This window comes from Streptomyces sp. PA03-3a, from assembly GCF_033792735.1.
In the GTDB taxonomy this organism is placed as follows: domain Bacteria; phylum Actinomycetota; class Actinomycetes; order Streptomycetales; family Streptomycetaceae; genus Actinacidiphila.
On the sequence record NZ_JARAVM010000047.1, the window covers coordinates 44436 to 50691 of the forward strand.

At 73.3% G+C, this 6256-nt stretch carries 9 protein-coding genes and 1 riboswitch; of the genes, 5 read left to right on the forward strand and 4 right to left on the reverse strand.

Features of this window, described 5'->3' with window-relative positions; all coding sequences use genetic code 11:
* Window positions 1-10: 10 nt before the first annotated feature.
* From PV342_RS36490 to PV342_RS36505, 4 genes are all read right to left on the reverse strand, one after another.
* On the reverse strand, window positions 11-655 hold the full coding sequence (locus PV342_RS36490) for a GNAT family N-acetyltransferase (protein ID WP_400806463.1): 645 nt from the start codon (window positions 653-655) through the stop codon (window positions 11-13).
* 77 nt (window positions 656-732) lie between these two features.
* Window positions 733-1206, reverse strand: coding sequence for a C40 family peptidase (locus PV342_RS36495; protein WP_386991958.1), 474 nt, complete (start codon window positions 1204-1206; stop codon window positions 733-735).
* A gap of 3 nt (window positions 1207-1209) precedes the next feature.
* A riboswitch (cyclic di-AMP (ydaO/yuaA leader) is annotated at window positions 1210-1366 on the reverse strand.
* A 351-nt stretch (window positions 1367-1717) separates the two neighbouring features.
* Complete coding sequence (locus PV342_RS36500; RefSeq protein ID WP_386991959.1) at window positions 1718-2023, reverse strand: hypothetical protein; 306 nt, start codon at window positions 2021-2023, stop codon at window positions 1718-1720.
* A gap of 6 nt (window positions 2024-2029) precedes the next feature.
* Entirely contained in the window at window positions 2030-2671 is a 642-nt protein-coding gene (locus PV342_RS36505) for an ATP-dependent Clp protease proteolytic subunit (RefSeq protein ID WP_018561629.1), read from the reverse strand.
* Window positions 2672-2756: 85 nt separating this feature from the next.
* On the opposite strand from PV342_RS36505, the gene PV342_RS36510 reads away from it, so the two are divergent.
* From PV342_RS36510 to PV342_RS36530, 5 genes are all read left to right on the forward strand, one after another.
* The gene (locus PV342_RS36510) at window positions 2757-3050 is read left to right on the forward strand and encodes a type II toxin-antitoxin system Phd/YefM family antitoxin (protein WP_329189373.1); all 294 of its coding nucleotides are present in this window, start codon (window positions 2757-2759) and stop codon (window positions 3048-3050) included.
* A 556-nt stretch (window positions 3051-3606) separates the two neighbouring features.
* A complete protein-coding gene (locus PV342_RS36515; RefSeq protein ID WP_354799516.1) occupies window positions 3607-3909 on the forward strand; it encodes an urease subunit gamma in 303 nt (100 codons plus the stop codon).
* Window positions 3910-3919: 10 nt separating this feature from the next.
* Window positions 3920-4231, forward strand: a complete 312-nt coding sequence (locus PV342_RS36520; protein WP_018561626.1) for an urease subunit beta — start codon at window positions 3920-3922, stop codon at window positions 4229-4231.
* Entirely contained in the window at window positions 4224-5945 is a 1722-nt protein-coding gene (locus PV342_RS36525; RefSeq protein ID WP_400806472.1) for an urease subunit alpha, read from the forward strand. The genes PV342_RS36520 and PV342_RS36525 overlap by 8 nt, the downstream gene beginning before the upstream one ends.
* Before the next feature lie 16 nt (window positions 5946-5961).
* A partial coding sequence (locus PV342_RS36530) for an urease accessory UreF family protein (RefSeq protein WP_500320461.1) occupies window positions 5962-6256 on the forward strand: 295 nt, incomplete at its 3' end.

Here is a 6256-nt window from a genome sequence, read left to right on the forward strand (position 1 = left end):
CCGGCGGTCCTCAGCCCTCCCGGGTGAGCAGCAGGGCCTCGGCACCCATCGGCACGAAGCCCGCCGCCGTGAACGCCCGCACGCCGGCCGCGTTGCCCGGGGCGACTTGCGCCCATACCGCCCCGCCCTCCGGGACGAGATGACGTGCCGCCAGCGCGAGCCGGCGGCCGAGGCCCGCGCCGCGCGCCTCCGGATCGACCTCCACCGCCGCCTCCCAGCGGCCCGCCACACCCCGGCCCGTCAGCACGGTGCCCCCCGGCACCGTCCACGCCCGTACCTGGTCACGGTGGCGCAGGGCCCGGGCGATCCGCGGGTGATCCCGGTCGGCGGTCTCCCGAAGGGGCAGGCCCAGGGCGACCGGCGGTGGTCCCGGCAGGGCCGGGGCGGCGGTCAGCAGGTCGGTGTTGTCCACCGTGCGGTCCAGCAGCCCGCACAGGGCGGTGAGGAACGGCGGACCGAGCGGCGCCGAGAGATCGCCGGGCGGCAGCAGCCCGCGGATCCGCTCCGGATCGGCATCCGCGAAGACCACGGCATGGGCGGTGAAGGCGATCACCCCGGCGTCGCGCGGCGCGGGCTGCGGCAGGACCGTCACCGAGCCGTCGGCGGGCGGGAAGACGCCCGCGGCGGCGTCGGCGAGGATCCGTATCAGGGACACACCGGCACGTTACCGGCCCGTCCGCGGTGCCGGTCGCGTCGCCCGGGAGCCCCGTCTCCCGGGCGACGCGACCGGGGTCACTTCACCCGGCCGTACCAGACACTGCGGCTCCAGATCCTCTCCAGCCGGACCCGGCCGCCGGGCCTGGGGGAGTGCCAGATCTTCCCGTGCCCCGCGTACATCCCCACGTGGTAGACGTTGCTCCCGTAGTGGAAGAAGACCAGGTCACCACGGGTCCGTGCGGACTTCCGGATGTGCCGGACGCTGTTGTACTGCGCCCCCGCCGTGCGGGGGAGCTTCTTGCCCGCCTTCTTGAAGGAGTAGAAGGTGAGCCCGGAGCAGTCGAACCTGCCGGGACCCGCGGCCCCGTACTGGTACGGCGCGCCCTTCTTGGACGCCGCGATCTTCAGCGCCTTGGCGGAGACCGTCGCCGCCTCGGCCTGCTGGGCGAGTTCGGGCAGTACCGCGGGACCGGCCACGGCGGCCGCCGTGAGGGCGGATACCGCCCCCAGCCGGCACAGGACCCCGGACATGGCTGTCGGCGCACTCATGCGCAACCCTTCGTCGTCCGCCTGCGAAGGATGACCTGTCGGGTTCGGGCAGGCGAAGATGCCCGGCCGCGGATGCGGCTTCACCCCAAGGGTCCGGCGACCGGCGCCGGACCCGCCGTGCTCGGGTCCTCCGCTCCTGCCGATGCGTCGTTGTCGACCTGGCATCCGCGCGGCGGCAGGATTCGGCGTCCGCGCGGACCGCCCCGCCGGGATGACGGGGGCTTGTCGTCGAAGGGATGATCACCCACCGAAGCGGCCGATTCCCAGCGCAACCGGTCGAATGTGAGTCTGTTCACGACTCACCTATCCGGGTGGACTCCACGACACACGGCCCCGACTGACGACTCGAAAGGAGTCGAACACCAGGGACGGAGCGTCAGATTCCTGATGTGTGCGGCCATATCGCGCAACTCGGGGCCACTCGGCCGTCCACGGCAGATACAACGATCGGGCGAGTCCATTCGGTTCGAGTTCGCGCCGCCCGAACGGACCAGTGTGTCGTGACTTTCCGTCAGCGCGGCCTTGACGGCGGCAAGGCGACCTGCCCCGCGCGCCGTTCGCCGTCGAGCACCCGCAGGGCCCGTTCCATCGTCGCCGTGTGCACCTCGTTCTCCCCGCGCATGTGCATCAGCGTCAGCGCGTCACGCAGCTCCGCGGCCCGTCCCACCAGGGCCTGCGCGGCGCGCAGCGCCCCGTAGGTGTCCCTGGAGCGGGACGGGTTGATCCGGCCCAGCAGGTCCACGACCCCCAGATAGGCGTCGACGAGCTCGCCCTCGGCCCTGGTCAGGGCCGGGAGCGGGGGCAGTTCGGGCACCATCGCCGGTCACCGCAGGGCGCGCGGTGCGCGGCCCGCGCCGTCCTTGCGGCTCATCGTCAGCCGGTCCACCAGGCCGTAGGCGAGTGCCGACGGAGCGTCAAAAATGGTGTCCCGCTCGATGTCGGCCCGGATCCGGTCCCGGTCCTGACCGGTGTGCCGTACGAGCAGCTCCTCCAATTGATCCCGCCGGCGGAGCAGTTCCCTGGCCTGGATCTCCAGGTCGGCCGTCGTGCCCTGGATGACCTCGGCGAACGAGGGCTGGTGGATCAGCACCCGCGAGCCGGGGGTCGCCAGCCGCTTGCCCGGCGTTCCGGCGGCGAGCAGGACGGCCGCCGCCGAGGCCGCCTGGCCGACGCACACCGTCGACACGTCGCAGCTGACGAACTGCATCGTGTCGTAGACCGCCGTCATCGCGGTGAAGGACCCGCCGGGGGAATTGATGTAGAGCGAGATGTCCTGCTCCGGGGCGGCGGCCTCCAGGTGGATCAGCTGCGCCATCACGTCGTTGGCCGAGGTGTCGTCGATGGGTGTCCCGAGCAGGACGATCCGCTCCTGGAGCAGCTTGGAGTACGGGTCCATGGAACGCACGCCCTCGCTGGTGCGCTCGGTGAACTCGGGCAGGACGTAGCGGGCGGTCGGTCGAAGCATCGCTGCACCTCCGTGGGCACCCGGGGCAGGGGCGCCCGTCGCTGTAAAAAATGTACAGGACGTACATCTCGTTATGATGGGGAGCATGGCCCACGAAGTACCGGTGACACAAGCGCGTGCGGAGCTGGCGGAGCTGATCAACCGCGTCGTCTACGGCGGTGAGCGGGTGGTCGTGACACGTCACGGCAAGCCGCTGGTCGCTCTGGTCTCCGCCGCTGACCTGCAACGACTCCAAGAACTGGACGCCGCCCCCGAGGAGGCGGTGGTCAGTACGGTCTCCTCGGTGCGTGGGACGGTGTCCGCCACGGGCGAACGCCGCCGCTTCGGCATCGCCGCGGAGCACCGCGGCACGACGAACGCCCGCCACGACGGGGCCTGAGCGGCACGTAGCGGCGGGCGGGGCCTCTGCCCGGCGGCGGGCAGGCGCGGGCGGGCGCAGCACGGCAGCGCCCAGGCGGTCGGCCCCGCCAGCGGGCCCGTGGCCGCCTGGCCGTCCAAGGAGGCGCTGCCGCGCATCGACGAGTGCCCGGCGCCGGCGCGGCCGCCGGGCCGCACGCCGGGCCGCACCGCTCCGGGGCGGGCGACGCGGGTCGCACCGCGTCGCCGTCAAGGTCGGCAGCGAGGCGCCGCGCGACCCCGTGCCCCGCCGGGTGGCCGCCGCACCCGTGTCGTGCGCCAAGGAGCGCGAGCGCCGTGGCATGCTGCCGGAGGTCGCCCGCACACCGATCGGCGGCGACCCGCCGCCGGCGCCGTGGCACCCCGCCGTTCCCGGGGGCGCCGGACCGCGCGCCCGCCGTCCCCACCCCGGAGGGCGGGAGTTAACGCGGACGAAACGCCGCCGAACTAGCCTGCGGCTTCCGGACAACGGCAGAGCGGATCCGCGGGCCGGGGACGCCCCGCGGGCCCTTCACCCGGGACGACTGCGAGGTGTGGCCATGCAATTGACCCCCCACGAGCAGGAACGCCTGCTCGTCCACGTCGCCGCCGACGTCGCGGAGAAGCGGCGGGCCAGGGGCCTGCGGCTGAACCACCCGGAGGCCGTCGCCCTGATCACCTCGCACCTCCTGGAGGGCGCCAGGGACGGCCGCACCGTCGCCGAACTCATGGCCTCCGGCCGCAAGGTGCTCACCCGGGACGACGTCATGGAGGGCGTGCCGGAGATGATCCGCGACGTCCAGGTCGAGGCCACCTTCCCGGACGGCACCAAGCTCGTCACCGTCCACGAGCCGATCGTCTAGGAGCCGCCGCGTGATCCCCGGGGAGATCCTGTACGCCGCCGAACCCGTCGTGCTCAACGAGGGCAAGCCGGTGACCCGCCTGACCGTGCTGAACTCCGCCGACCGGCCGGTCCAGGTCGGTTCCCACTACCACTTCGCCGAGGCCAACCCCGGCCTCGTCTTCGACCGCGCCGCGGCCCGCGGCAAGCGCCTGGCCGTCGCCGCCGGCACCGCCGTGCGCTTCGAGCCCGGCATCCCCGTCGAGGTCGATCTCGTGCCGCTCGGCGGCGCGCGGATCGTGGCCGGACTGCGCGGTGAGACCGGAGGTGCCCTCGATGGCTGAGCTCTCGCGTGCCGTATACGCCGACCTGTTCGGGCCGACCACCGGGGACCGTCTGCGGCTCGCCGACACCGACCTGCTGATCGAGGTCGAGCGGGACCTGTCGGGAGGCGCCGACGGCTCGGGCGACGAGGTCGTCTTCGGCGGCGGCAAGGTGATCCGCGAGTCCATGGGGCAGGCCCGCGCCACCCGGGCCGAGGGCACCCCCGACACGGTGATCACCGGCGCCGTCGTCCTGGACCACTGGGGCGTGGTCAAGGCGGACATCGGCATCCGCGACGGGCGGATCGCGGCGCTCGGCAAGGCGGGCAACCCCGACACCATGGACGGCGTCCACCCGGACCTCGTCATCGGGCCCGAGACCGAGGTCATCGCCGGCAACGGCAGGATCGTCACCGCCGGGGCGGTCGACGCGCACGTCCACTTCATCTCCCCGACGATCGTGGACGAGGCCCTGGCCTCCGGCATCACCACGCTCGTCGGCGGCGGCACCGGCCCGGCCGAGGGCACCAAGGCGACCACCATCACGCCGGGACCCTGGCACCTGGCCCGGATGTTCGCCGCGCTGGAGCACTACCCGGTCAACATCGGCCTGCTCGGCAAGGGCAACACCGTCTCCCACGAGGCGATGCTCTCCCAGCTGCGCGGCGGGGCCGTGGGCTTCAAGATCCACGAGGACTGGGGCGCCACCCCGGCCGCGATCGACGCCTGCCTGACGGTCTGCGAGGCGACCGGTGCGCAGCTCGCCGTCCACACCGACACCCTCAACGAGGCCGGTTTCGTCGAGGACACCCTCGCCGCCATCGCCGGGCGGGGCATCCACGCCTACCACACCGAGGGCGCGGGCGGCGGGCACGCACCGGACATCATGACGGTCGTCGCCCACCCCAACGTCCTGCCGTCCTCGACCAACCCGACCCGCCCGCACACCGTCAACACCGTCGAGGAGCACCTCGACATGCTGATGGTCTGCCACCACCTCAACCCCGCCGTGCCCGAGGACCTCGCCTTCGCCGAGTCGCGGATCAGGCCCGGCACGATCGCGGCCGAGGACGTCCTGCACGACCTGGGGGCGATCTCGATCATCTCCTCGGACTCCCAGGCCATGGGCCGGATCGGCGAGGTCGTGCTGCGCACCTGGCAGACCGCGCACGTGATGAAGCGGCGGCGCGGTGCCCTGCCCGGCGACGGGCGGGCCGACAACCTGCGCGCACGTCGCTATGTCGCCAAGTACACCATCAACCCCGCCGTCGCCCAGGGGCTCGACGGGGAGATCGGCTCCGTCGAGAGCGGCAAGCTCGCCGACCTGGTGCTGTGGGACCCGGCGTTCTTCGGCGTCAAGCCGCAACTCGTCCTCAAGGGCGGCCAGATCGCCTACGCGCAGATGGGCGACGCCAACGCCTCCATCCCGACCCCCCAGCCGGTCCTGCCGCGCCCGATGTTCGGTGCGATCGGCGGGGCCCCCGCCGCCAACTCCTTCACCTTCGTGACGCACACCGCCCTGGAGGACGGCCTCGCCGAACGCCTCGCCCTCGGGAAGCGCTTCCTCCCGATCCGCGACACCCGGCGCGTCACCAAGGCGGACATGCGCGAGAACGACGCCATGCCGCGCGTCGAGGTGGACCCCGACACCTTTACCGTCCGCATCGACGGAGACGTCGTCGAACCCGCCCCGGCCGTGGAACTCCCCATGGCCCAGCGGTACTTCCTGTTCTGACCGAAGCAGGAGGACGATGAACCGCGCCGCGCTGCTGCTGCTCGCCGACGGCCGTTTCCCCGCCGGCGGCCACGCCCACTCCGCAGGGGCCGAGGCCGCCGTCACGGCGGGCCGGATCACCGGCCCCGGCACGCTCGAGGACTTCTGCCGGGGCAGACTCCACACCGCGGGCCTGGTGGCCGCGGCGGTCGCCGCCGCGGCCGCGGCGGGCGCCGACCCGCTCGCCCTGGACGAGGCCGCGGACGCCCGCACCGCCTCGCCCGCACTGCGGCAGACCGCCCGGCGCCTCGGCCGCCAGATGATGCGCGCCG

Bases quoted from the DNA above. Each gene is read 5' to 3' on its own strand.
- PV342_RS36495 (WP_386991958.1), bottom strand. From the start codon at position 1,206: ATGAGTGCGCCGACAGCCATGTCCGGGGTCCTGTGCCGGCTGGGGGCG.
- PV342_RS36500 (WP_386991959.1), bottom strand. From the start codon at position 2,023: ATGGTGCCCGAACTGCCCCCGCTCCCGGCCCTGACCAGGGCCGAGGGC.
- PV342_RS36505 (WP_018561629.1), bottom strand. From the start codon at position 2,671: ATGCTTCGACCGACCGCCCGCTACGTCCTGCCCGAGTTCACCGAGCGC.
- PV342_RS36510 (WP_329189373.1), top strand. From the start codon at position 2,757: ATGGCCCACGAAGTACCGGTGACACAAGCGCGTGCGGAGCTGGCGGAG.
- PV342_RS36515 (WP_354799516.1), top strand. From the start codon at position 3,607: ATGCAATTGACCCCCCACGAGCAGGAACGCCTGCTCGTCCACGTCGCC.
- PV342_RS36525 (WP_400806472.1), top strand. From the start codon at position 4,224: ATGGCTGAGCTCTCGCGTGCCGTATACGCCGACCTGTTCGGGCCGACC.